Below are 21,686 nucleotides of genomic sequence, written 5' to 3' on the forward strand. Positions count from 1 at the left end.
CCCGCGCTCATCGGGAGGCTCGCATCGTGGTGAGGGCTCCTTCGGTGTCGCGGCGCAGCACGGAGCGCTGGTAGATGAGGGCGAAGACGAGGCTGATGAGGAACATGGCGATGCTGATCGCGCTGGCGTAGCCGATCTGGTAGCGCTTGAAGCCGAACTGGAACATGGTCACGGCCATGGTTTCGGAGTGGTGGTCGGGGCCGCCCTGCGTGACCACCCACACCAGGTCGAAGAGCTGGATGGCGCCGATCACGGAGAGGAACACGCTGATCCGGATCGTCGGCCCGAGCAGCGGCAGGGTGATGTGGCGGAAGCGCTGCCAGGGGCCCGCGCCGTCGATACGGGCCGCCTCGTGCAGTTCGGCGGGGATGCCCTGCAGCCCGGCCAGGTACAGCATCATGTGGAAGCCGAAGTACTTCCACGTCATGACGAGGAACAGGGTCGGCAGCACATGGTCCTGGTCGGCGAACCACAGTCCGCCGAGGCCGTCGAGGCCGACCGCGCCGAGCACCTGGTCGGCGAGCCCCTCCTGCGGCGCGAAGATCATGGAGAACAGCACGCCGGTGATGACTTCGGACAGGACGTAGGGGGCGAAGAACAGCATCCGGTAGACGGCACGGCCGCGCAGTTTCTGGTTGAGCAGCACGGCCATGCCGAGTGCGAACGGCAGCTGCACGCACACCGAGAACAGCACGAGCAGCAGGCCGCGCCACAGGTCGCCGAGGAAGACCGGGTCGCGCAGGAGCCGGGTGTAGTTGTCGAGGCCGGCGTAGTCCGAAGGGGCCCCGAAGCCACCCCAGTTGAAGAGGCTGACGTAGACGGCGTACAGGATCGGGGCGAGCACGAGCGCGCCGAACAGGAGCAGGGCGGGCAGGGTGAAGCAGAAGGCGGTCAGCCAGTGGGCGATCCGCCGGGTCCGCGGCCGGCCCGCCCCGGTGTCCGGCCGCTTCGGTGGAGCGGTGACGGGTGCGCGGTCCTTCACGTACGTGGAGGTCATCGCGCTCACTGGCTCTTCGCGACCTGGGTCACCGAACGGGCCACCTGCTCGGGCGACTTGGACCCGGCGATCAGGGCGGCCACCGAGTCGTTGATCTCCTGGCCGACGGCGGGCGGGTACGCCTGGTCGAGGTAGAGCTGGAACCCGGTCGCCTTGCCGAGGGTGTCGGAGACGGCCTTGAGGTTGCGGTCGGTCAGGGCGCTCGTGGCCTCCTTGACTACGGGCATCATCGAGCCCTTGGAGACGAGGATGCGGTCGGACTCGGCCGTCATGAAGAACTTCAGGAAGTCCGCGGCCGCCTCGGGGGCGCCCTTGCGCACCGCGTAGCCGCCGCCTCCGCCGAACACGTCGGTGACCGCGCCGCGGCCGCCGGCGACCGCGGGGAACGGGAAGAATCCGAGGTCCTTGCCGAGGCCCTTGCCGGCGTCGGCCTGTACGACGGGGGCCCACTGGCCCATCAGCTCCATGGCCGCCTTGCCGTTGCCCATGGCGGCCGCCTCTCCGGTGGGCGTGGAGTACGCGGCGCCGAGGAAGCCCTTCTGGAACGGCTGGAGCGCGACGAGTTCCTTGAGGTGCTCCCCCGCCTTGACGAAGTCGGCGCCGGTGAAGTCCTTGGCGTCGGCGGCTTTCTGCATGCCCTCGACTCCGGCGATCCGCAGGGCCAGGTAGGCCCAGTAGTACATGCCGGGCCATTTCTCCTTGCCCGCGAGGGCGATGGGGGTGATCCCGGCGCCGCTCAGCTTTCCGACCGCGTCGAGGTAGTCGGACCAGACGGTGGGCGGGGCCTTGATCCCGGCCTTGGCGAACAGCGCTTTGTTGTACCAGAAGCCGACGGCGCCGATGTCGAAGGGCACGGCGTACGTCTTGCCGTCGAACCGGTACGCCTCGGTCGACGCGGTGATGAGGGTGTCGGCCCAGGGCTTGACGGCGGAGGTGAGGTCCTCGACGAGTCCGGCGTCGATCTGCTGCTGGAGCACGCCGCCGCCCCAGGTGTGGTAGATGTCCGGAAGTTTTCCGGAACTGGTTAACGCCGTCATCTTCGACTTGTAGGCGTCGTTCTCCATGGTGACGAGCTTGATGCGGACATCGGGGCGCTCGGCCTCGAAAGCCTTGGCCCGCTGCCGCCAGACGCTCTTCGACGGATCCGCGGTCTGGATGTTCCACCATTCCACGACGGTCCGGCCCTTGCTGTCGGTGGTGGCGGACCCGGAGTCCGAGCAGGCGGACAGGCCGGCCACGCCCAGTCCGGCCGCCGAAGCGACTCCCAGAAGCCGTCGGCGGGACAACGCGGAGAGGGAAGCAGAGGGGGCGGCGGAGGGGGCGCGGGACGCCGCACCGGACGCGGATGCTTCGGCTCGATCGAAGGCTGACATGGCGCACCTTCCGGACGTGGTCCGATAATTATCGGGAGACGGACACGGAAGTTACGGACATGCGAAGGGGGTGTCAACAGCCCTGACGCAACAGGCCGTTGACACCCCCACGGACTCCCCCGGAGGGCGCCGCTCCGCCGGCTATCCGCGGCGCGGCGGTGCGGTGCTTGCGCGGATCACCAGCTCCGTCGCCAGTTCCACGCGAGGTGAGGCGGGCTCCACTGAGCGGGCCAGGTCGAGGACCTCGCGGGCCGCCAACTTGCCCATCTCGGACAGGGGTTGACGGACCGTCGTGAGCGGCGGGGACAACCAGCGCACCTCCGGCAGGTCGTCGAAGCCGACGACGCTCACATCCTCCGGAACCCGCAGGGCGCGCCGCCGCAGCGCCTCGATCACGCCGAGCGCCATCTGGTCGCTTGCCGCGAAGATCGCGGTGGGCGGGTCGTCCAGGCCGAGGAGCCGGTTCGCGCCGGTGAACCCGGACTCGTGGTAGAAGTCGCCGGGCACGATCAGCTCGGCGTCGACCGGCGCTCCGGCCCCGTCGAGCGCGGCCCGGTAGCCGTCGAGCCGGGCCCGGGAGCACAGCAGCCGGGGCGGGCCTTCGATGAACCCGATCCGGCGGTGGCCGAGACCGAGCAGATGCTCGGTGGCGGCCATGCCGCCCGCCCAGTTGGTGGCGCCGACGGTGGGCGCCTCCGTGGCGGGCGAGCCCGCCGGGTCGATCACCACCAACGGCACGCCCAGGTGGCGCAGTTCGTCGTGGAGCCCGGGCTCGAGGGCCGAGGTCACCAGGATCACGCCGTCCGAGGCGCGGGCCCGCAGATTGGTCATCCACTGCCGGGCCGCGCCCGCCCGGTCGTGGATCGCGGAGACCACGGTGCCCACGCCCTGCTCGTGCGCGACCTCCTCCACGCCCCGGATGATCTCCACGGCCCATGGGCTGTCGAGGTCGTTGAAGACCAGGTCGAGCAGGGCGGCGCGGGCCCCGGGAGCCGCCGGGCGGCGGCGGTATTTGTGCCTGTGCAGCAGGTCCTCGATGCGGGCCCGGGTGGCGGGCGAGACATCGGAGCGCCCGTTGACGACGCGCGAGACGGTCGGTACGGACACCCCCGCCTCGCGCGCGATCTCGGTGATCGTCACCTTGGCCGCCCCGTCCGGGCTCCGCGTGGCTGACTTGCGCTGAGCGCTGTCCCCGGCCACCATCCCCACCTCCGTAGCTGTGCGCCCGGAAAGGCTCCGGCGCCTTCCGGAAACCGTAGGACATGCCATCGGCCGCCCGCCGGACACCCCGTCCTTCTGTCCGACCCTTCGAACATACCGCGCACCCCGCCATGCCCCGCCACCGTCCAGTCGAAGGCGGTCGCGGGTACCCGTAGGGCGGTCCGGTTCACCAACTCACCGCCCTACGGGCACCGTTGAGGAGGTCAGGGAGCACTTCCAGAGTGCGGCGCGGCTAACGGAATGCGTCCGACAACTTTCAGTGCACTGGCTCGCCGGCCTGAGCTTCCATCAGTCACGGCTGTAGGTGAGGAAGACGGCGCCGCTGCCCAGGACGGTGTGGTCGGTGAGGTTCCAGACGCGCGGATCGAAAGCAGCCGTGCGGCCGAAGAGCGGGATGCCGGTGCCGATCGTCAACGGGCCCAGCTTGACGATCAGTTGGTCGATCTCGGCGTACAGAGCACCCGCCAGCGTGCCACCGCCGATCAGCCAGATGTCCTTGCCGTCCTCCTGCTTCAGCTCCCGCACCTTGGCGACCGGGTCGCCGGTGACCAGCTCCACGGCCGGATCGGGGCTCTGCGCCATCGTCGTGGAGAACACGAGGTGCCGCAGGTGCGGATACGCGTCGGTGAAACCGGCGTCGAGACCGATCTCGTACGTCTTGCGTCCCTCGACGACGGTGTCGAAACGGGTGCCCGCCGCCGTGATGGACAGTGCTTCTCTGGCCGGCCCTGGCAGGGTCTCCGGATACTCCGACGCCAAGTGCCGGACATAGTCGTCGGGTATCGGCCAGAAGCCGTCGGGCCCGGTGGGATCGGCGCCGTCGGGCCCGGCGATGAATCCGTCGAGGGTGGCGGCTATGTAGTACACGAGCTTGCGCACGGAGGCCTCCTGCGATGCTGCGGAATGGTCGGCCCGTCGGCCGGCCGACGGGCACCTCAAAGATCAACCGAGGCGGCACCCTACCCGGCAGGGGTCAGGGGCGGTGCGCGGTCGGCTCAAGACCGGCCCTGCGGACCACTTCGCGCCCCACGCGCGCCGCCCTCCTGACCAGCTCCCGGCCGTCCCAGTGGGGCGGCCAGCCCTGCCAGATGCACAGGCGGCCGGCCACGAACACGGCGGTGATCTGGTCACGGTCGGTGAGCCGCACCAGTTCCCACAACAGGTCCCAGGAAGGGGTGAGTTCGGGGGTGTCGCCGATGTCGACGAGGAGGAAGTCGGCGGCATAGCCCTTCTGCACCCGGCCGGTGACCTTGCCGAGGCCGAGTGCGTCCGCGCTCTTCGCCGTCGCGTGCTCCAGCCAGCGTTTGCCGCCGCCGCACACCGAGTCCCCGATCGCCATGCCGTGCGTCAGGCGCTGCGCCGACTCCGCCGCGTCCACGACGCGGAACCCGTCGCCGCGGGTGCCGTCCGTGCCCGTACCGAAGCGGATGCCAAGGGCGGCCCACATGGTGGCGTGCGCCACCGCGTTGCCCTTCCACGCGCTGGCCACCGGGTTGTAACTGAGGGCGGCCCCGGAGTCGGCGACCATGCGCATCTCCTCAGGAGTGAGGAGCGTGGCGTGGGCGCCGAGCAACTGCGGTCCCAGTGCGCCGATGTGATGCAGATGCTGTACAGGGCGGCGGCCCACGTCCTTCAAGGAGCGCTCGACGGACGCGAGATGCTCGTTGACATGGATCTGGAAGACCGCGTCCGCCTCGGCGCACAACGCGGAGGTCTTCACGAGCACGTCGTCGGAGGCGTTCTCGGGGACCGGGATCGCCAGGGACGGGTGAATGAGCTCCTTGCCGGTGCCTCCGTCCCAGCGTGACAGATGCCGCTCACCGCCCTTGCCGTCGGAGACGACCTTGGCCAGCACACAGCGGATGCCGGCTTCCTGGGCCCCTTCGGCCACCACCGCCACATCGACCGGAGCACGTGTACCGGCGTCGGCGACGGTCGTGAATCCCCCGCGCAGTGCCTCAAGTCCGGCCAGTTGAGCGGCGAGCCGGGCGCTGTCGGCGTCGAGCGCGTGCTCCAGCGGTTCCCAGACCGACTTGAAGATCTCCGAGGGCCGGCCGAACGCCAGCGCCTTGCCGAAGCTCTGGGTGAGGTGATGGTGAGCGTCCACGAAGCCCGGCATCAACAGCTGCCCCGGGAGCTCCACCGGCCGCACGTCCGGGTGCGCGGCCTTGAGGACCGAGACCCGTCCGATGTCCTTGAACGTGCCGCGCTCCACCAGGACGGCCTGCCCGCGCTCGGGCCCCGAGGGCAGGAGCACGAGGTCGGGTATGAGCAGCAAACGGTCCGCGTCGAGATCTTCAGGGCCCAACGTGCCTTTTCCGCCCCGCGGGTTGGGCTTCGCGTCCGCGTTGGCGGCCCCGGCGGCGCCAAGGAGCCCGCCCGTCACACCGACGGCGGCGGCCCGCGCGAGGAAGCGACGGCGTCCGTGCCCTTCCTGCTCCCCGCTTGAGGAGGCCGCACCCGTACCCGAGTGCTCCGCCCCGTCGCCTGCCGTGTTCTCGTCCCTCACGCCACACCTCTCGGCACGCACCATGCTCCGCTCATGGGAGCCCAACTGCCTTGGCGCGAGGGACGGTCGTGCCGGGCGGGCCCACTCTAAGGTGATCACATGGGCCGGACAAGGGATGGACGACGGGTGCCGCTGAGCCTTGTCGAGCGTGGGCGCGCGCCCATGCTCGACAAGGCTCAGCGGCCGGTCCGGGAGCGGACGCTCAGCTCAGGTGCCTCGGGTGCTTCAGGTGCTTCAGGTGCCGCAGTTGCCGCAGTTGCCGCAGTTGCCGCAGTTGCCGCAGTTGCCGCAGTTGCCTCAGGTTCCGCAGTTGCCTCAGGTTCCGCAGTTGCCTCAGGTTCCGCAGTTGCCTCAGGTTCCGCAGTTGCCGGTGGCCGGCTGTCCGGCGAAGCGCTGGCCGAGCCATTCCAGCGCCGGGCCGTTGCCCTGAATCGCCGTCCCCACATGGGACTGTCCGGCGAAGGACTTCCACTCCACGGACAGGCCCTTTCCGCACCAGTCGGCCCGCAGCTTCTGCCCGACCGTGTAGGGGATCGTCTCGTCCGCGTCGCCGTGGTACAGGAACACGGGCGCCGACGGCCGCCGGGTTCCGATCAGCTGGTCGGCGATCGCCTGCTGCCACTCCGGCCGGTCCAGCGGATTGGACGTCGTCACATCCTCGATCGTCTTGCCGCGGCCGGCCTCCAGGACCGTCCCGACGCACTCGTTGCGGACCACACCGGCGAGGGTGCGGCCCTCGGCGTTGAGGTACGAGTCGAGCTTGAGTGACGGATTGGCGGCGTTCTGCCCGACAGCGGACATCAGCAGATATCCGGCGCTGTCGCCGCCCTCGAGCGATTCGGCGACCTTGACGAGATCGGCGGGCACGCCGCCGCTCGCCGTGCCCTTGACCTTGAGTTCAGGCGCGTACCGCGCGGCCATCTCGGCCGCCTTCGCGCTGGCCCCACCGCCCTGTGAGTAGCCCATGATGCCGACGGGCGCCTGTGCGCTGACGCCGTACTTCGCGGCCTCGGGGTGGCGCTGGGCCGCGCGCGCCGCGTCGAGCACGGCGCTGCCCTGTGCCCTGGCGACCATGTAGGTGTGGTCGCCCGGCGTGCCGAGGCCTTCGTAGTCCGTGACGACGACGGCGTAACCGCGTACCAGCGCGGCGTTGACGAGCGGCGCCTCAGCCGTGGTGCCGCCCGGGAATCCGGCGGACGGTGCGCACTTGTCACCCAGACCGACCGTGCCGACGGCATACGTGATCAGGGGGCGCGGCGTGGTCCTGCCGTCGTCGGGGACGATCACGGTGCCGGAGACCGCATTGGGCCGCCCGTTCGCGGAGGTCGAACGGTAGGTGATCTTCCAGGCCTTGGTGGGGGTGGGCAGGCCCGGCGTGTACTGGAACGAGGACGGCTGCGAGCCAAGGATCTCACCGGGCTTCTTCTTGCCCGGCTTACCTGACTCGCCTGGCTTGCCCGGCTTCTTGCTCAGCTTTTCCTTGCCCGGCTTCTTCTTTTCGAACTGCTTGTGGTGCTGGTTGTCGTGCTGCTCCGCGGCAGTGGCGGCACTCGCGGATGCCGCTTCCGGGTTTCCGTCCGGCGCGTGCGGGCCCTGCGCGGCGGCGGACCCGGGCAGACCCAGTACGGCCACGGCGAGCACGGCACCGGCGGCAACCGGTCGTCTGCGTAAGGCGGGTGTCATGCAGCTCTCCCAACTCTCCTGCGAGCACAAGGGGGTTGGCAGCACCGTACTGACCCGTCAGTAATACGGCCATAGTCGTGCAGTGGCCCGTGGCCTCGTAGCCACACCGGCCGCACCGGCCGCACCGACTCCCTGCTACCTCTGCGGCCTCGCGAGCAGACTGCGTACGGTGTCGGGACTGAAGGTCAGCGAGTCGGGGTGCCCGATGTCGATACTCAGGCTGAGTCCGGCGTCGGCCGGCCAGCTGGCCGCGAGGAGCCCGAGCCGCAGTTGGCGGTAGCAGGGAACGTGCGGCAGAGCCACGGAAAGCCGCTCCTCGGAGGTGAAGACAGGGACCGTCCGCGGCCATGGCGGGAGTTCGACGACGGGCAGGGTCAGGTGGGCGAGGTCCTGCGCCTCGCGTTCGGCGAGCTCCATGGGCAACGGGACCAGGACGTCACAGGCGATCAGCGTGTCCAGGGCCGCAGGCTCGCAGCAGTCCCGGTTCAGCTCACGCAGGGCCTCCTGGGCAACGGCGGCGAACAGCTCCTCGGGTAGATCGGTCATGGCGGTGCTCCCTGGTCCGAGCTGGTCCGGTCCCGTTCGTTCCGGTTCGATCCGGTTCGATCCGGTTCGATCCGGTTCGAGCGGCAGGGCCGCCCCGCACCCGACGCTCGACGGGCGGGACGCCCCTCCAGTCGCCTACCCCAAGGAGCGCAGAAGCGGCGGCCGTGGTTCGAATCCGGCCAGGCCGCGGGATGCCGCCCGCGCTACTTCCCGGGCTCCCCGGGCTCCCCGGGCTCCCCGGGCTCCCCGGGCTTCCCGGGCTTCCCTGACTTCCCGGGGATTCCCGGATTCTGCGGCTCAAGGCCCAGCGTGCGCGTCAGGTCCCAGATCTCGTCCTCGTAGACGCGCTCCGGATCGTCCGTCTCGGGCGTCAGCTGTCCGTACACCTCCAGGCTGACAAGGCCGTGCAGGCGGCCCCAGACACGCAGGGTCAGGGCGACGGCGGCCGGCGGCAGCTCCGGGTGGTCGCGGCGGGCCAGGGCGACGAAGTCGGCGTTGAACGCGGACCACTTGTGTCCCGGGCGGGACTGGAGCGGCCCCGCCTGGGGCCAGGCCGCCGCGACGAGGCCGAGCAGGCCCAGGCAGACGCGGTGTTCGGCCGCGGCCGCGATGGAGCCGGGCGGCGCGGCGTAACCGGGCGCCGGGTCGCCGTACAGCAGGCGGAACTCCTGTGACGCGGTCACCGCCCACTGCCGGTACGCCAGGGCGTGCGCACGCAGGCGCCCCGCCGTGTCGTCCGCCGGGCGGGTGTCGCGGGCGGCGTCCAGTCGCTTTGCGAGGGCGTCGTAGACATCGGCGATCAGTGCCGTGAGCAGGTCGTCGCGGGTGTCGAAGTAGTTGTAGAGCGCCCCCGGCGTCATACCCATGTCCCGGGCGATGGCGCGCAGCGAGAGCGCCGCGACGCCACCGTCGCTCATGTGCCGGGTGGCGGTTGCCTTGATCTCGCCGACGGTCTGCGCCCGCAGCCGCTCGCGGCGCGAGGGGGCGGGTGCGGTGGAGGGCGCCGGGGTGCTGCTCGTACTCATGCCGCGATCATACGCCGACCAGTTTTCTGAACACCGTTCATTTCTATGTACGGCGTTCATGTAGGCTCATGGTCGATGCGGTCGGCGATCCCGGCCCGAACCTGCTCAAGGGAGTTCTCATGAACGCGAACGCGTCCACCGGCAGCGCATACAGCGGCGGCACACCCCACGGCGGCGCACCCGTCCTCGGCTATCCGGTCGGCCCCATCCGGGCCGCGGCGGCCTTCACATCCGATTTCGAGATACCCGGCGATCTGCCGGTGCAGCGGCTCGTCGACATGCTGGAGACCGAGCGGCGCAGCATGGACGTCCACCCCGGGATGCGGCACAAGTACACGCCGCTGCGCCACGCCCCGGTGACCGGTGCGCCCCAGATCGGCGGCCGGTACCTCTTCGACACCTGGGCGGACGTACGCGACTACGACCGTTTCACCAGCCAGGAGCTGGAGTTCGAACCCGGCGTGAAGTTCTGGGACCGGCCGTTCTTCCGGGGCGTCGACCGGCGCCTGTGGCGGGTGACCGGCGCGGAGGACTTCCTCCCGCTGGCGACCTCCCACCACGTCAACCGCTTCGAGCGCTGGACGGTGACCGGGAGCGGCACGGCGAGCACGGCGGATCTCCTCGCCCGCGTCTGGCCCCAACTGCGCGACAGGGCACGCTCCTTGGGGCTTTCCAGCGTGTGGCTGCTCCACCAGCCGGAAGAGCGGCAAGTCGGTCTGGTGACGGTGGCGGCACGCCCGGCCGGCTCCGACGCGGTGGCAGGCACCGAGGAGGCGATGGCCCGGCTTGCGGACGGCGAGACGCCGGGCCGGCTGCTTCCGTCCGAACTCGCGCCCGCCAAGGTCTTCGACCGCACCAGCCCCATCCTGGCCATGTGGCTGCCCCGGTCCCGGGAGGCGGGCGGCGCCCCGTCGGCGTACCCGACGTCACCACCGCACCCGCTGCCGACCATCGGCCAGAACCTCACGGTGCCGGCCGGAGCATGAGGAACGCGGCACCGACGGGCCCTGCATCCGAACTCCGGCGCGGGTGGGGCTCGTCGGCGCCCTGACCGTGGTCGGTGGCGATCCGCCGGTCCTGGCTGTCGACCACCGCGATGGTCTCGGGCAGCACCGCCTGCTCACTCGCGGCCACCAGGACCCAGCGTGCCATTGCTGTCCGGACAACCTTTCCGTGCGTGACGCCGAGTTCGCGGAGCCGTCCGAAGGACGAGGCGTGCAGGACACCCACGCCTCCCGTGGCGCCGGTCAGTTGGTACCGCCGGGGCCAGTTGGTATCGCCGGGGGTCAGTTGGTGCTGCGTGGAAGGTCCCAGACCACCGTTTGGCGCGAGGGCCGCGGATCAGGCCCTGGGTCTGGGCGAAGAGCGCGGCGAGGGCGTTGATGGTCCAGTACGCCAAGGGGTAGAGGGGCAACAGCAGGCAGGCGTAAGGCAGTTTCGGGTCGAGGCGGACGTCGATCAGGGTGGCGACGGCGATCTGGATCATGGCGATGACCGCGATGCCCACGCCCCAGGCCGGCAGCCAGCGGAACTGGGCGTCGTCGGGGTGGCGGATCCAGTGGACCAGGCCGTACACCGTGGAGATGAACAGCAGAAGCACCCACACGTAGGACAGCAGGGCTTCGAGGGCGATCGGCCACAGGGGCCAGTGACGCAGCCGCCGCACCGTGCCGATGTGGGTGCGCAGGACTTCGCCCTGGCCGCGTGACCAGCGGGTGCGCTGGGCCCAGATGGCGCGCAGGGTCTGCGGGACCTCCATGCCGACCACCGCCACAAGGGCCCGGTTCCCGGCGGGAGGCCGTAGTGGCGGATCCGGAAGGGACTCCCTTCTCGATCGTCGCCGACTGAGTCATGCAGACATGTGAGAGTACGAGGGATCAGGCGATGTTTCTGCAGGCGAGCGGTACGAACGAGGACATCGCTGAGGCGGCCGACGAGATGGGGGACGCGGCGCCGGGGCTGCCCCTTCCGCCGCCTCTGCCCCTGCCCCTGCCCCTGCCCCTGCCGCCACCGAAGAGGCCGGCCAGGTCGCGCCGAAGGACGCGCGAGAACTGTCGAAGCTCTACCTCGCCCGGCTCCGGACGCTCGCTGAGGGCTCGCCCGACTACCAGTACACGCGCAACACCCTGATCGAGATGAACCTGACTCTGGTGCACTACGTCGCGGGCCGCTACCGCGACCGCGGCAACGGCCAGTTGGAGGACATCATCCAGGTCGGCACGGTGGGCCTGATCAAGGCGATCGACCGGTTCGACACGGACCGCGGGTGCGAGTTCATCTCGTACGCGCTCCCTTGCGTCCTCGGCGAGATCAAGCGGCACTTCCGTGACTCCAGTTGGGCCGTGCACGTACCGCGCCGGCTGCAGGAACTCCGTGCCGCACTGATCAAGTCCCGGGAGCGGCTGGCCTCGACGCTCGGCCGTGCCCCACGGTCAAGGAACTCGCGAGCGACCTGTCGGTGTCCGAGGAGGAGATCCTGGAGGGGATCGTGGCGGCCAACGGTTACGCGGCCCGCCCTCTGGACGCTCCGAACTCCATGAACGAGAACGACGTCTCGCACAAGGGCGGCCGCCCGCTCGCCGACACCATGGGTGACACGGACGCCGCCATCGAGATCTTCGAGAACGTCCATGCCCTGGGGCCGCTCCTGGCGGAGCTCGAAGAACGGGAACGCCGCATCATCGAGATGCGCTTCGGCCAGGAGATGACACAGGCCGAGACAGGTACCGCCCTGGGCATCTCGCAGATGCATGTCTCACGGCTGCTCTCGCGGACCCTGGCCCAGCTGCGCACGGGCCTGCTCGCACGCGAACAGCCCCTTCGGCCCTTCGCCCTGCCACGAGTTTCCACCAAGATCGCCGACGAGCCGGCAGGCCTGCGCGCCGGCACGCGCCGCCGTCAGCGGTGGCCCGACCTGCTGCAGGCCCGGTACTCGACTTCACCATGTCTGTCTTGTCCGGGTCGAAGAAGGCGGCTGCATGCGGCAAGGAGTGGTTTTCCACGAGCCCGAGCACAGACGCGCACCATTCGGCGTAGAGCGAGGCGCGTGGCTTTGCCTGAGCACGCCCTCGGGTCCACGATGGCTCTTCGAAAGCTCAACTACCCATACGGCAAAGCCCCTTGCGTCGCGAATGGCTGGCTACCGAGCGACACAAGGGGCTGCTGGAAGGACACAACATGTCGATCCGGATCCACAATTCCATACGGCCCGGCGCACCGCCACGGCGTAGCAGCCCGCCAGCCGTCGTGGTCGTGGTCATCCTTCTCATGGCCCCCCTCATGAGCGCTGATCAGATCGCGGCAGCCGCCGCCCTTGTCACCGCCGGAGCCACTGTCGTGACGATGCTCAACGGGACTGGACCCATGCACTCGCCAGCCGTCAATCCGCGCCAACACCGCAGTTAGGGATCCTCACCGGCACACCCGGGCCCGGCCGTCACGACGGCCGGGCCTTCGCCGCCCTCGGCCACGTAGCTGTCACGGCGCCGCCGCGGAGCGCGCTCCCGTCCGGCCCCCGCGGTGCCTTCGAAGGCACTCATTGCAACGCACCATTGCATTCACATTCAGCGTCATTGCATCAATTTCCCTTCTCTAACCTGCACTTACGACCTTCAGGCAATTGACGCCCCTATGAATGCAACGTAGCGTTCGAGCTCTGCCGAACACGTCATATCGCGAGATGAGGAAGAGCCATGAGTGAATCCCTCCACACCGTTACGACGCTGCCGACGGAGCGCAGGCCCGGCTGCCCCTTCGACCCGCCGGCCGAGCTGACCGAGGCCCGCCGGCACGGTTCCATCAGCCGCTACACCCACCCCGGCGGCAAACCCGGCTGGATGATCACCGGATACGACCTCGTCAGATCGGTCCTGGCCGACCAGCGGTTCAGCTCGCGCAAAGACCTCCTGAACGTGGTGGACTTCGAGCTTCCGCCGGCGCCGCCGGGCGAGTTCCTCCTCATGGACGAGCCGGAGCACAGCCGCTACCGGAAGCCGCTGGTGGGCAAGTTCACCGTGCGGCGCATGCGGCTGCTCACCGAGCGCGTCGAGCAGATCACCACGGAATGCCTGGACGCCATGGAGAAGGCGGGGCCGTCGGCGGACCTGGTGACCGCTTTCGCCAAGCCCATCCCCACCATCATCATCTGTGAACTCCTCGGGGTGCCCTACGAGGACCGCGGCTCCTTCCAGGAGCAGATCGATGCGTTCATGGGCGGCGAGACAAGCGACGAGGAGCTGATCGCGGCCTACACCGCGACCCAGGACTACCTCGCCGAGCTGGTGGCCGCCAAGCGCGCGAACCCCACCGACGACGTCCTCAGCGAACTCACCGACAGCGACCTCACCGATGAGGAGCTGAAGGGAATCAGCCTGATCCTGCTGGCGGCCGGGCTCGACACCACCGCGAACATGCTGGCCCTCGGCACCTTCGCGCTCCTTGAGAACCCGGAGCAACTGGCCGCGCTGCGCGCCGATCCCGGCCTCACCGACCAGGCCGTGGAAGAGCTGATGCGGTATCTGACCGTCGCCAAGTCGTTCATGAGGACGGCCCTCGAGGACGTCGAGGTGGGCGGCCAGACCATCGAGGCCGGCACGACGGTCGTCCTCTCGTACAACACCGCCAACCGCGACCCCGAGCGCTACGCCGATCCCCATGTGCTCGACATCCAGCGGAAGTACAGCGGGCACCTCGGCTTCGGTCACGGCATCCACCAGTGCCTGGGCCAGCAGTTGGCCCGCGTCGAGATGCGGGTCGCGTTCCCCGCGCTGTTCGACCGCTTCCCCACGCTGCGCCTTGCCGTACCGGCCGATGAGGTAGCGCTGCGCCCGGAGAGTGCCGACATCTACGGGGTGAAGAGCCTCCCGGTCACCTGGGGCGTGTGACCGGACGCCTGTGACGGGCGGGGGCCGGCACGGTCGTGTGTCACCGCTTCGGTGGCCCGGCAGTCGCCGTGCCGGCCCCGCTCATGACCGGCGGCCACCGGGGGCCCGGCAAGTCGGTGCCTCACGGCAGTCGGTGTACGCCTGGGTGGCCCGCTGTGACGAGGGCGGCCTCGAGGCATTGTCGGACCGCTCCCGCCGTCCGCACTACTCACCCACCCAGGTCTCCGGCGAGATGGAGGCAACGGTGTGCGAGCTGCGTCTGGCCCACCCTCGCTGGTGCGCCACCTGGTGGAGGAGCACGGATTCCGGTGACTCGTTCTCGAAGGAGACGACCCCGCCCGGCTCGGCCTCGACGCGTACGTCCTGACGGGAGCAGGCGACCCGGCGGCGCTCTTGGCGCAGGCCCGCTCCTTCTGGCGGAACGGGGAGATTCTCGAAACGCTGCGGTGGCTGCGCACCCACAGCATGCTCCACCCCGACGACCCGGTACGACTGGCCGTCCCGCCGTCCGCTCCGTCCGGCCCGTCCGGCCCGGGCGGCCCGGGTGGCCGCGGCACCGAGCTCGAGCACATCGAGCGCGGTCTGGCGCAGGACACGATCAACTGGCGCGAGCAGTCGGGCACGGCGGGCGGAACGATCTACTGGGGCGGGATGGCCCATACCGCCGTCGGCGATCCACGGACCGTGTCGGGGCCCGCGCCCCGGACCCATCGCAACGCGGGCGGCCATCTGCGCGAGCACTACGGCTCCGCGTTCGTGTCCATCGGCCTGACCTTCCACCACGGTGCGCAATACCCGTACCCTCCCGAGGAGTTCGCCGAGGCGGTACTCGACCGCTCCGAACTGCCCGCGTACCTCCTCGACCTGCATGTCCCGCGTCCCGAGGATGTCGACGCCTGGTTCCGCGCCCCGGTGAGGACCCGCCTGGCCGGGCCCGCCTACGACCCGCGTGAGGACGCCGCACACCATCTCTCCGGAGGCTCTCTCACCGACCTTCGATGCCCTCGTGCACGTCCGCGAGGTGACACCGGCCAGCGCGCTCGAGTGACGGCCGACCGGCTTTCATCCGACGCCGCGGGGGTCGCCGCCTGCCAGAATGGCCACATGGCCGATCACTCCGCGGACCGCGGCTACCTCCTTGACAACCAGCAGTCGCAGGCGGGGATCCGGTTCGACGCCCTCAGCGAGTTGTTCGATCCGGTGACGTTCCGGCACATCGACGAACTCGGTCTCGCCGCGGGCATGCGGTGCTGGGAAGTCGGTGCGGGCGGCCCCTCCGTCCCCCTCGGCCTTGCGCAGCGTGTCGGCCCCACGGGCACTGTGGTCGCCACCGACATCGACGTGTCCTGGACTCGGGGTATCGCCGACGGCGTGATCGAAGTGCTGCGCCACGACGTGGCCGCCGAACCGCCGCCCGCCGGGGGCTTCGACCTGGTCCACGCCCGACTGGTCCTGGTCCATGTCACCGACCGCGCCCAGGCGCTGCGCCGGATGATCCAGGCACTGCGGCCCGGCGGCCGGCTGCTCCTGGAGGACGCCGACCCGGGGTTGCAGCCGCTGCTGTGTCCGGACGAGTCGGGCCCCGAACAGGAGCTCGCCAATCGCCTGCGCTCCGGCTTCCGCACCTTGATGGCGGCCCGCGGTGCGGACCTCGCGTACGGACGGACGCTGCCGAGGCTGCTGCGCGAGGCCGGTCTGGCCGATGTCCGGGCCGACGCGTACTTCCCGGTCACCTCGCCGGCCTGCGCCGTCCTGGAGGACGCGACCGTCCGGCAGATCCGCCACCAGCTGGTCGCGGCAGGACTCGCCACCGACGAGGAGATCGACCGCCACCTGGCGAACGTCTCATCGGGGCGCCTCGACCTGGCCACCGCTCCGATGGTCTCGGCCTGGGGACGCCGCGGGTAACGTCTCCCGGCAGTCACGCCGCCCAGTGCCTGAGTCCGGCTGATCCGAGGTTCAGCGCGGCCGGTTGGGCGTACGGGCTTCGGCAGCGGCCTTGAGATCGTGCAGCCACGCTTCGAGCCCTTGGCGGAGGATCCTCGTCGCGGTGGGCACGTCCGCCTCGACCGCCGCACCGGTGTGGGTCTCTTCGGTGCTCACGCGGACGCCACCCTTGACCTCGGTGAAGTTCCATACGTGGACACCGTCGATGCGCAGCCCCTCGGCGACCGCGGGGCCGGTCCAGCGGATGCAGGAGTTGCGCTTGAGCTGCTCGACGGTCGAGATGATCTCCAGGCGGGTGGCGGGAGTTGCGGGGTTGGGAGGTATCGGGGTCGTCCACCGGAACGCCGAACCCGTACGGAACGGTCCGTGGTCGAGGCGTTCCATGCTCGTGACGGCCCCCTGCCAGGACGGCCAGCGCTCCACTTCGGTCTGCAGCTTCCAGAGGGTGCGCAGCGGCGCGTGGATAACGGTCTCGGTGCGGTGGCGGACAAGTGCGTCGGGGTCGACGCCTTTGCCGCGGCAGGTCAAGGGCGAGGACTTGGCGGGCTGCGAGCTGGTGGCGGCGGCCGGTGTGACGGCGGTGCCGAGCGCGCCGATGGCGATGAGCGGGGCCGCGAACAGGGCGGCGCGGATGGGGGTGTTGCGAGTGTTGCGGGTGTCGGACATGGCAATTCCCTTTGTCAGTCGGTGAGGTGGGCGGGTTCTCAGTCGGTTCTCAGCTGGCGGGTGGAGTGCACGGATGCGCCGCAGTCCCGCCCATCCGGGTCCTGGGCTACAATCTCGCACGTTCGTTAGAAGGTATAACGATGCGGGAAGCCGGGGGGCAATAGGCCGCGTGATACCTTCTAACGAATTCTTGAAGCCGTAGCCCCATGGGCGGGAGGCAGGCCGTGGCGGAGAAGGGCACGAAGAGCCCGCGGGAGCGCTACCGCGCCCAAGTGCGTGCGGAGATCAGGGAGTTCGCGTGGGAGCAGATCGCCACGGCGGGGGCGTCAGCGCTCTCCCTCAACGCGATCGCCAAACAGATGGGCCTGAGCGGGCCCGCGCTCTACCGCTACTTCGCCAGCCGCGACGAACTGATCACCGAGCTCATCCGGGAGGCGTACGAGAGCCTCGCCGAGGCACTCCGCACGGCTGCCGCCACCGGCGCCGATCTGGCCGGACTGGCGCACGCCCTGCGCGGCTGGGCCCTGGAGGACCCCCAGCGGTATCTCCTCATCTATGGCACCCCCGTCCCGGGCTACCGCGCACCCGAGGACATCACCGGCATCTCCGACGGGATCATGAGAACGCTCCTCGACGCCTGCGCGGCGCTCCCCGCGACCGGCCCCGGGTCCTCGTTCACCGCCCACCTGGCGGACCACCGGGCCTGGGCCGAGGGCCACTCCGCCCCGCCGGAGGCCCTCCAACGGGCCCTGGCCTTCTGGACCCGGCTGCACGGCGTGCTCTCCCTCGAACTCGCCGGCCACTTCACCGACATGGGCTTCGACCCCGCCGAGCTCTACGCGTCCGAACTCAACTCCCTGCTGACACCCCGGACTTGAAGCACGGGACACCTGCCGGAGACAGAACGGTGGCGGTGAGGGGTGATGGCGGGCTTGCGGGTCGATGTCCGCCGTCGGCTACCTTTGCGCCCCACAGATCGAAGCACACGGGGCGGGGCGCAAGATGACGGACGAAACAGGCTTTGCGGCAAGCGGGTGGCGCAGACGGACAGAGGTACACATTCCTCAAAGCGCTCTCACGACGCCGACCGTGCTGGAGTTCCGAGGGGGATGGTTCATATCCCAGTACCGCCTGCACGCGATGGACGTCACTCCGCGGCACAAGTCCGAGGGACCGCTGCTCGCCATGCTGATGGGGCGCGAGCGCGAACGTTTCGTACTCCCCAAGGGCTACCAGCACTTCGAGATCACCCGGTTCCACACCCGGGGCAACTCGATGGGCGGCGGCCCCTGGTACCTGCGGACCGTCTCCCTCGACGAACTGACACAACTCGGCGGCACCACCGAGGGCAAGCACGGCGATCTTCTGCGCTACAACGGGCCCAGGGCAGACCTGAGCTTCGAGTGGAACCGCGGAGAGAGCACCGGCACCCTCTCCTTCCAGCCCCTGACGGGCGGCAGTGAAAAGGTCCTCACCGAGCCGGGCGCCATGAGGGGCGTCGTCACGCTGCCGGGCGCAGGGCTGCTCAAAGTCGAGACGTACGGCCGCTGGCAGTTGAACCTCACGCGCCAGGACAGCAAGGGACCTTCAGGTCCCTGACCAGGTGCCTGCGCCACAGCAGCGTGCGGGCGACGGCCACCCTCCACCGGCCAAGGGCCGAGGAGTTGAGGGTGGCACGCTCGAACAGGACGGTCAGGACAGACAGGACGGTCAGGACGCCGGGACCGGGCCACCGGGGCGGAAGCGCTCCACCCCGACGATGTGCCGTACCTTCAGCGGGCGCACGATCACCGCGACCCGCTGCTCCCCCGGCATGATCCACTCGAACCGCTCGCTGCCCAGGTACTTGCGGGCCAGCTGGTCCATCCGCCGGTGCGCCTCCTCGCCCTCGATGAACCGGGCCACCTCGCCGCTGATCTGGACCCGGTCGAAGGGATTGGCGGCATCCGCGTGGGAGAGATAGACGCGCGGGTCGTGGCGCAGGTTCTCCTCCTTCACCCGGCCCACCGAGGTGTTGAACATCAGCTCGCCCTCGCCTTCCAGGTCCACCCACATGGGGCTGACCTGCGGCGCTCCGTCGGGGAACACGGTGCCGACGTACCAGATGTTGGGGGCCTGCAGCCGAGCGCGGACGGCTTCGTCGAATATCGCAGTCATCCCGGGAGGCTACCAATCATGATCACAAGGACGCATCACGCAGGGGAGCCCCGGCCCGGCCCCGAACCGGCTGAAACCTTCTGCCGGTTCGGCGCCGGTCCGGGCCGGGATCCTCGGCCGTTTACGCCGGGTCGATACGGGAGACGCGGCCGCCCAGGTCGAGTACGTACAACTCGCCCTTGCCGTCCTGCACGAACGAGATGACCTCGCCGCCGTTGACGCCGAGGTCGCTCACACCGGTCACCTTCCCGTTCTCCATCTGGAGAGCACGGACGGTGCCGTCGCAGTAGTCGCTGAACACGTACTGGCCCTTGAGGTCCGCGATCGCCTCTCCTCGGTAGACATATCCGCCGGTCACCGAGCAGCCGAGGCCGTTGCGGTCGTACTCGTGGACCGGCGGCACGTGGTTCGCGGGCTCCGTGCCGTCCCGGAAGGGGTGATTGCCCTCCATCTGGGACCAGCCGTAGTTCTCGCCGCCCTTGCTGCTCGCCGGGGCCCAGTCGATCTCCTCCCAGGCGCTCTGGCCGACGTCACCGATCAGCAGGTCGCCCGTGCCCGCGTCGAAGGAGAACCGCCACGGGTTGCGGAGCCCGTACGCCCAGATCTCGCCCTTCGCCTTGGGGTCGTTCACGAACGGGTTGTCCGGCGGGATGGCGTACGGCTTGCCGCCGCCCGGATCGATCCGCAGCAGCTTGCCGAGCAGCGTGTCGAGCTTCTGCCCGTTGCCGTGCGGGTCGCCGCCCGCGCCGCCGTCGCCCAGCGCGATGTAGAGGTAGCCGTCGGGGCCGAACCGGATGTCGCCGCCGTTGTGGTTCGGGTAGGGCTGCTTCTGAGTGAGGACGGTGCGCCGGGTGTCCGGCTTGATCTTGCCGTCCTGTACGGCGAACTCGTCGACGGTGCTGGTGCCTTCGAGGTTCGTGAACGAGATGTAGAAGTGCGCGAACTCCTTGTCGAACGCGATGCCCAGCAGGCCGCGTTCGCCGTCGGTGGTGGTCTCGCCGGAGATGTCGAGGACGGGCTCACCGAGCCCCTGATCGCCCAAGACCCTTACGGTTCCCGCGCGTTCGGCGATCCAGACCGTGCCACCGGGGCCGGCGGCGCCTGCGGATGGATTCTTGGCCGTGGCGACGTCCTTGAGCACGACCTTTGCCGCCTGCTGCGGGGCGGCGAGCTCGTCGGCGGACGCCGTGGTCAGAGCGAGGGAAGCGACGAGGCAGAGAGTGCCGATGATCGCCGAGCTTCTGGTGCGAACTTTCACCGTGATCCTCCTGGAGGCGGCGAATGGGGGGTCACCTGGCTGCTGGGGCAGAGTGAGGCGCCGTGTCGCCCGCGCCAGCACGCAACCTGGGTGGGGGGATGGTGTGCTACTGGCCACGGGTGAGAATACTGGGGCGGCGGCCGATGGTATAGACCAAGAACCGCCCAACCCTTCCCTACCGGCCCACGAGGTCACCCTCGGCGCCGTCGTCCGGCGTACGCAGCAGCATGTGACCGCCGTGGTGCAGCGGCGTGGGCACCTTCCAGTGGGCCTCTTCGGCACCCGTACGGGCGTCGAAGAGATGAACCTCGCCGTGGCCGCCGCGCGTGACGGCCACCCAGTCCGCGCCGGGCGAAGCGGCCACCGCGCGGCGCTGGACTCCCTCCCATGGGGTGCCGCCGCGACGAGGGGCGCCGTCCATGGCAGGCAGGGGGATGCGGCGCACGGTCAAGCCGGCGTCCAGCAGGAGCAGTTCGTCGCCGTCCGGGTGGATACGGGTGAACGCGGCCCGGTCCTTGGTGAGGGCGAGACGGAAGACGAGTCCGGGGCCGAGATCCGTGAGCGTCGTGCGGTCGGTGCCCAGGTCGTGACGCCATGCCTGGTTGGTCCACTCGGGCCAGCGCACCGGGTCCGCGGGGCCGCCCCGCAGCGTCGACCACAGCGCGCGCCGGCGCGGATCGAGTCTCAGATACCAGCCGCGGGCCGGTGAGTCCCACGGGATCACGGGCTCGGCGAGAAGTGTGTCCCCGGCGCGGCGTGCCCGGTGAACTCCCGCGCCCGTGGCGGCGAATACACGGCCGTGCAGCGGGTCCTGGGCATCGCCGTGTCCGTCACCGGGGAGCCGGAGGCAGGCGTGGGGAGTGAGGGGCGGGCAGCCGGGCGGGGCGGCGAGCAGGTCGGCGAGCAGGTGGACGGCGAACGCGCCGGGCTCCCGGTGGCGCAGGACGACCAGCGGGTCGCCGTCACCCAGCACCGTCACGCCCGGTTCCCCCACCCGGCAGCGGACCCGGACCGCGTCCCCGGCGGCGAGGTCGACGAGGGTCAGCAGGTCGGACCACGGCCGGTCGTTCTTGCCGAGGCCCGTGGTGACGGCCACCCACCGGCCGGTCGGGTCACAGGCGAGATGTTCGGCCGGTACGGCGACCGGTATCGCGGCCGCCACGAGCTGGGGCCCGAACGGGTCGAGCACCAGAAGTTCGCCGCGGCGCTCGTCGACGCAGACGGCACGACCGCCGGGCAGCGCGAGGAATCCGGCGTGCTCGGAGAGGTGGCGGCCGGTCATGCGGGCGGTCTCGGTGCCGTCAGGCACGGACAACACCTGGATAAATCCACCCACATGGTCGGAAACAAGCAGGCGTGGAGCGGTGGTCATCTGGCTCTCCATCCTCGGGAACGTTAGATGAAAACGATTATCATGTATG

General features: G+C 69.9%; 21 protein-coding genes and 2 pseudogenes. 8 read left to right on the forward strand and 15 right to left on the reverse strand.

Features of this window, described 5'->3' with window-relative positions:
• Positions 1-7: 7 nt before the first annotated feature.
• The 8 genes from ACFQVC_RS23360 to ACFQVC_RS23395 all read right to left on the reverse strand — a co-directional run bounded on the left by ACFQVC_RS23360 (position 8) and on the right by ACFQVC_RS23395 (position 9,354).
• Positions 8-997 carry a carbohydrate ABC transporter permease gene (locus ACFQVC_RS23360; protein WP_381833580.1) on the reverse strand — a complete coding sequence of 330 codons (990 nt, stop codon included), beginning with the start codon at positions 995-997 and terminating at the stop codon, positions 8-10.
• 5 nt (positions 998-1,002) lie between these two features.
• A complete protein-coding gene (locus ACFQVC_RS23365) occupies positions 1,003-2,370 on the reverse strand; it encodes an extracellular solute-binding protein (RefSeq protein ID WP_381833583.1) in 1,368 nt (455 codons plus the stop codon).
• A gap of 141 nt (positions 2,371-2,511) precedes the next feature.
• On the reverse strand, positions 2,512-3,573 hold the full coding sequence (locus ACFQVC_RS23370) for a LacI family DNA-binding transcriptional regulator (RefSeq protein WP_381833586.1): 1,062 nt from the start codon (positions 3,571-3,573) through the stop codon (positions 2,512-2,514).
• Between the two features lie 306 nt (positions 3,574-3,879).
• Positions 3,880-4,470 (reverse strand): dihydrofolate reductase family protein, encoded by a 591-nt coding sequence (locus tag ACFQVC_RS23375; protein WP_381833589.1) that lies wholly within the window; start codon positions 4,468-4,470, stop codon positions 3,880-3,882.
• A 94-nt stretch (positions 4,471-4,564) separates the two neighbouring features.
• Complete coding sequence (locus ACFQVC_RS23380) at positions 4,565-6,124, reverse strand: amidohydrolase family protein (RefSeq protein ID WP_381833592.1); 1,560 nt, start codon at positions 6,122-6,124, stop codon at positions 4,565-4,567.
• A 327-nt stretch (positions 6,125-6,451) separates the two neighbouring features.
• On the reverse strand, positions 6,452-7,783 hold the full coding sequence (locus tag ACFQVC_RS23385; RefSeq protein ID WP_381833595.1) for a lipase family protein: 1,332 nt from the start codon (positions 7,781-7,783) through the stop codon (positions 6,452-6,454).
• 135 nt (positions 7,784-7,918) lie between these two features.
• Entirely contained in the window at positions 7,919-8,329 is a 411-nt protein-coding gene (locus ACFQVC_RS23390) for an SseB family protein (RefSeq protein ID WP_381833598.1), read from the reverse strand.
• 203 nt (positions 8,330-8,532) lie between these two features.
• Positions 8,533-9,354, reverse strand: a complete 822-nt coding sequence (locus ACFQVC_RS23395; RefSeq protein ID WP_381833601.1) for a TetR/AcrR family transcriptional regulator — start codon at positions 9,352-9,354, stop codon at positions 8,533-8,535.
• A 119-nt stretch (positions 9,355-9,473) separates the two neighbouring features.
• Between ACFQVC_RS23395 and ACFQVC_RS23400 the strand changes: the two genes are divergently transcribed.
• Positions 9,474-10,340, forward strand: coding sequence for a hypothetical protein (locus ACFQVC_RS23400; RefSeq protein WP_381833604.1), 867 nt, complete (start codon positions 9,474-9,476; stop codon positions 10,338-10,340).
• Here ACFQVC_RS23400 and ACFQVC_RS23405 read toward each other — a convergent pair.
• Positions 10,318-10,506: a hypothetical protein gene (locus ACFQVC_RS23405; RefSeq protein WP_381833606.1), complete on the reverse strand. Its 189-nt coding sequence runs from the start codon at positions 10,504-10,506 to the stop codon at positions 10,318-10,320. The two genes, ACFQVC_RS23400 and ACFQVC_RS23405, sit on opposite strands and share 23 nt — an antisense overlap.
• On the reverse strand, positions 10,475-11,113 hold the full coding sequence (locus ACFQVC_RS23410) for a glycosyltransferase family 2 protein (protein WP_381833609.1): 639 nt from the start codon (positions 11,111-11,113) through the stop codon (positions 10,475-10,477). The genes ACFQVC_RS23405 and ACFQVC_RS23410 overlap by 32 nt, the downstream gene beginning before the upstream one ends.
• A gap of 292 nt (positions 11,114-11,405) precedes the next feature.
• Here ACFQVC_RS23410 and ACFQVC_RS23415 point away from each other — a divergent pair.
• Positions 11,406-12,166: pseudogene (locus tag ACFQVC_RS23415) on the forward strand (SigB/SigF/SigG family RNA polymerase sigma factor); the annotation flags it as partial.
• 589 nt (positions 12,167-12,755) lie between these two features.
• Here ACFQVC_RS23415 and ACFQVC_RS23420 read toward each other — a convergent pair.
• Entirely contained in the window at positions 12,756-12,893 is a 138-nt protein-coding gene (locus ACFQVC_RS23420) for a hypothetical protein (protein ID WP_381833612.1), read from the reverse strand.
• A 153-nt stretch (positions 12,894-13,046) separates the two neighbouring features.
• Here ACFQVC_RS23420 and ACFQVC_RS23425 point away from each other — a divergent pair, with 153 nt between their 5' ends.
• The 4 genes and pseudogenes from ACFQVC_RS23425 to ACFQVC_RS23440 all read left to right on the forward strand — a co-directional run bounded on the left by ACFQVC_RS23425 (position 13,047) and on the right by ACFQVC_RS23440 (position 16,145).
• Positions 13,047-14,237 (forward strand): cytochrome P450, encoded by a 1,191-nt coding sequence (locus ACFQVC_RS23425; RefSeq protein ID WP_381833615.1) that lies wholly within the window; start codon positions 13,047-13,049, stop codon positions 14,235-14,237.
• Positions 14,238-14,274: 37 nt separating this feature from the next.
• A complete protein-coding gene (locus ACFQVC_RS23430) occupies positions 14,275-14,604 on the forward strand; it encodes a helix-turn-helix domain-containing protein (RefSeq protein ID WP_381833618.1) in 330 nt (109 codons plus the stop codon).
• A pseudogene (locus ACFQVC_RS23435) lies at positions 14,601-15,167 on the forward strand (erythromycin esterase family protein); the annotation flags it as partial. The gene ACFQVC_RS23430 and the pseudogene ACFQVC_RS23435, both read left to right, overlap by 4 nt.
• Positions 15,168-15,341: 174 nt before the next feature.
• A complete protein-coding gene (locus ACFQVC_RS23440; protein WP_381833942.1) occupies positions 15,342-16,145 on the forward strand; it encodes a methyltransferase domain-containing protein in 804 nt (267 codons plus the stop codon).
• 51 nt (positions 16,146-16,196) lie between these two features.
• On the opposite strand, the gene ACFQVC_RS23445 is transcribed toward ACFQVC_RS23440, so the two are convergent.
• Positions 16,197-16,850 carry an SRPBCC family protein gene (locus ACFQVC_RS23445; RefSeq protein WP_381833621.1) on the reverse strand — a complete coding sequence of 218 codons (654 nt, stop codon included), beginning with the start codon at positions 16,848-16,850 and terminating at the stop codon, positions 16,197-16,199.
• 206 nt (positions 16,851-17,056) lie between these two features.
• On the opposite strand from ACFQVC_RS23445, the gene ACFQVC_RS23450 reads away from it, so the two are divergent.
• Positions 17,057-17,728, forward strand: a complete 672-nt coding sequence (locus ACFQVC_RS23450) for a TetR/AcrR family transcriptional regulator (RefSeq protein ID WP_381833624.1) — start codon at positions 17,057-17,059, stop codon at positions 17,726-17,728.
• 211 nt (positions 17,729-17,939) lie between these two features.
• Positions 17,940-18,449, forward strand: coding sequence for a hypothetical protein (locus tag ACFQVC_RS23455; RefSeq protein ID WP_381833627.1), 510 nt, complete (start codon positions 17,940-17,942; stop codon positions 18,447-18,449).
• Between the two features lie 111 nt (positions 18,450-18,560).
• Here the strand turns inward: ACFQVC_RS23455 and ACFQVC_RS23460 are convergent, their stop codons facing one another.
• The 3 genes from ACFQVC_RS23460 to ACFQVC_RS23470 all read right to left on the reverse strand — a co-directional run bounded on the left by ACFQVC_RS23460 (position 18,561) and on the right by ACFQVC_RS23470 (position 21,637).
• A complete protein-coding gene (locus ACFQVC_RS23460) occupies positions 18,561-19,007 on the reverse strand; it encodes a TIGR03618 family F420-dependent PPOX class oxidoreductase (RefSeq protein ID WP_381833630.1) in 447 nt (148 codons plus the stop codon).
• Between the two features lie 121 nt (positions 19,008-19,128).
• On the reverse strand, positions 19,129-20,265 hold the full coding sequence (locus ACFQVC_RS23465; RefSeq protein WP_381833633.1) for a PQQ-dependent sugar dehydrogenase: 1,137 nt from the start codon (positions 20,263-20,265) through the stop codon (positions 19,129-19,131).
• A gap of 175 nt (positions 20,266-20,440) precedes the next feature.
• A complete protein-coding gene (locus ACFQVC_RS23470) occupies positions 20,441-21,637 on the reverse strand; it encodes a hypothetical protein (protein WP_381833636.1) in 1,197 nt (398 codons plus the stop codon).
• Between the last annotated feature and the right edge of the window lie 49 nt (positions 21,638-21,686).

Origin of the sequence: Streptomyces monticola, from assembly GCF_042665355.1 — a bacterium.
Lineage (GTDB): Bacteria > Actinomycetota > Actinomycetes > Streptomycetales > Streptomycetaceae > Streptomyces > Streptomyces monticola.

What these genes read in the sequence shown, in the direction of transcription:
- ACFQVC_RS23390 (WP_381833598.1), bottom strand. Translation starts at nt 8,329, where the DNA reads ATGACCGATCTACCCGAGGAGCTGTTCGCCGCCGTTGCCCAGGAGGCC.
- ACFQVC_RS23380 (WP_381833592.1), bottom strand. Translation starts at nt 6,124, where the DNA reads ATGGTGCGTGCCGAGAGGTGTGGCGTGAGGGACGAGAACACGGCAGGC.
- ACFQVC_RS23360 (WP_381833580.1), bottom strand. Translation starts at nt 997, where the DNA reads ATGACCTCCACGTACGTGAAGGACCGCGCACCCGTCACCGCTCCACCG.
- ACFQVC_RS23395 (WP_381833601.1), bottom strand. Translation starts at nt 9,354, where the DNA reads ATGAGTACGAGCAGCACCCCGGCGCCCTCCACCGCACCCGCCCCCTCG.
- ACFQVC_RS23385 (WP_381833595.1), bottom strand. Translation starts at nt 7,783, where the DNA reads ATGACACCCGCCTTACGCAGACGACCGGTTGCCGCCGGTGCCGTGCTC.
- ACFQVC_RS23420 (WP_381833612.1), bottom strand. Translation starts at nt 12,893, where the DNA reads ATGAGTGCCTTCGAAGGCACCGCGGGGGCCGGACGGGAGCGCGCTCCG.
- ACFQVC_RS23425 (WP_381833615.1), top strand. Translation starts at nt 13,047, where the DNA reads ATGAGTGAATCCCTCCACACCGTTACGACGCTGCCGACGGAGCGCAGG.
- ACFQVC_RS23410 (WP_381833609.1), bottom strand. Translation starts at nt 11,113, where the DNA reads ATGGAGGTCCCGCAGACCCTGCGCGCCATCTGGGCCCAGCGCACCCGC.
- ACFQVC_RS23460 (WP_381833630.1), bottom strand. Translation starts at nt 19,007, where the DNA reads ATGACTGCGATATTCGACGAAGCCGTCCGCGCTCGGCTGCAGGCCCCC.
- ACFQVC_RS23450 (WP_381833624.1), top strand. Translation starts at nt 17,057, where the DNA reads ATGGGCGGGAGGCAGGCCGTGGCGGAGAAGGGCACGAAGAGCCCGCGG.
- ACFQVC_RS23405 (WP_381833606.1), bottom strand. Translation starts at nt 10,506, where the DNA reads ATGGCACGCTGGGTCCTGGTGGCCGCGAGTGAGCAGGCGGTGCTGCCC.
- ACFQVC_RS23370 (WP_381833586.1), bottom strand. Translation starts at nt 3,573, where the DNA reads ATGGTGGCCGGGGACAGCGCTCAGCGCAAGTCAGCCACGCGGAGCCCG.
- ACFQVC_RS23400 (WP_381833604.1), top strand. Translation starts at nt 9,474, where the DNA reads ATGAACGCGAACGCGTCCACCGGCAGCGCATACAGCGGCGGCACACCC.
- ACFQVC_RS23365 (WP_381833583.1), bottom strand. Translation starts at nt 2,370, where the DNA reads ATGTCAGCCTTCGATCGAGCCGAAGCATCCGCGTCCGGTGCGGCGTCC.
- ACFQVC_RS23440 (WP_381833942.1), top strand. Translation starts at nt 15,342, where the DNA reads ATGGCCGATCACTCCGCGGACCGCGGCTACCTCCTTGACAACCAGCAG.
- ACFQVC_RS23470 (WP_381833636.1), bottom strand. Translation starts at nt 21,637, where the DNA reads ATGACCACCGCTCCACGCCTGCTTGTTTCCGACCATGTGGGTGGATTT.
- ACFQVC_RS23445 (WP_381833621.1), bottom strand. Translation starts at nt 16,850, where the DNA reads ATGTCCGACACCCGCAACACTCGCAACACCCCCATCCGCGCCGCCCTG.